Consider the following 1,249-nt stretch of genomic DNA (forward strand, 5'->3'; position numbering starts at 1 on the left):
GCGGCGCCCGGCCCACGCCTGACTCCATCGCACCTGACGAACCTGCTGCGAATTCCAGGTTTTGACGACACGTTCGTCAGGTACGACGGCCCGCTCATCCGGACCCTGTGGATGACGCCTGCACGACCCGTAGAAATTGCCGATGCTCGCCGGCATGCTTCTCGAGATCACCCGCTCGGGCCTCGTGGCTCCGGTGCGCATCGACCCGTCCGGCCTGACCGGACCGACCGCCGGCCAGGCCCGCGGTCCGTACTGGCGCAGCGCCGGACCCCGCCACTACGTCGCCGCCGATGCCCCGGCGTCGACGCAGCAACGGATCGTCGAAGCGGTCGGCGCCTTGCCACCCGGTTCCGCAGCAACCGGGTGGGCAGCGCTGCACTGGCTCGGGGCGAGGTGGTTCGACGGAACGGCTGCTGACGGCTCGCCCCTGCCCGTACCCGTCGCGCTGGGCGACCAACGCGGCGCCCGCAGCCGCCGCGGCGTGGCGCTGTCCGAGGACTGGCTCTTCGCCGACGACGTCATCGTGATCGACGGCCTCCCGATCACGATCCCCGAACGCTCGGTGACCTACGAGGCCCGCACTGCCCGCGACGACGTCGCCGCGGTGCGCGCCATCGACATGGCGGCGTACGACGACCTGGTCGACCTCGAGGGACTGGGCGCCTACGCAGCGCGACTGGTCGGGCGCTCCGGCAAGCGCCGACTCCTGCGGGCGCTCGCTGTGGCGGACGAGAACTCCTGGTCGCCGATGGAGACAGTGATGCGCGAGGCGTGGCGCGGACATCGCGCCGGCGTGTTGTTGTGCAACGCACCGATCTTCGACCTCAACGGAAGGCACCAGTTCACGCCCGACGTCTTCGACCCGGTGGCCGGCGTCGCCGCTGACTATGACGGCGCCGATCACCTCGAGGGCGGACGGCACAGCCGCGACCTGATGCGCGAGGAACTCACCCGTCGGCTCGCGATCGAGGTGGTCACGATGATGTCGGGGCGCGGAGAGGTCGCTCGCTTCCGGTACCGCCTCGACGGCGCGCTCGCCCGCGCGGCCCAGCGCCACGGGCCGCGACCCTGGACAGTCGCCCAACCCGAACGCTGGGTCGACACCTCCACGGTGGCCCGGCGACTCGCCCTCACGCCGGATCAGGCCGAACGGTGGCTCCGCCATCGTCGTACCTGACGAATCTGCTGCGAATCCGCCGATTTCACGACACGTTCGTCAGGTGCGATGACCGCGGGCCGCCCAGGCGAC

At 71.0% G+C, this 1,249-nt stretch carries 1 protein-coding gene; it reads left to right on the plus strand.

The window, feature by feature from the left end; all coding sequences use genetic code 11:
- Positions 1-154 precede the first annotated feature (154 nt).
- Positions 155-1,177, plus strand: coding sequence for a hypothetical protein (locus ACOADB_RS24480; RefSeq protein ID WP_378604988.1), 1,023 nt, complete (start codon positions 155-157; stop codon positions 1,175-1,177).
- Positions 1,178-1,249: the final 72 nt, after the last annotated feature.

Source organism: Nocardioides sp. CPCC 206348 (genome assembly GCF_048654705.1).
Classification (GTDB): Bacteria; Actinomycetota; Actinomycetes; order Propionibacteriales; family Nocardioidaceae; genus Nocardioides.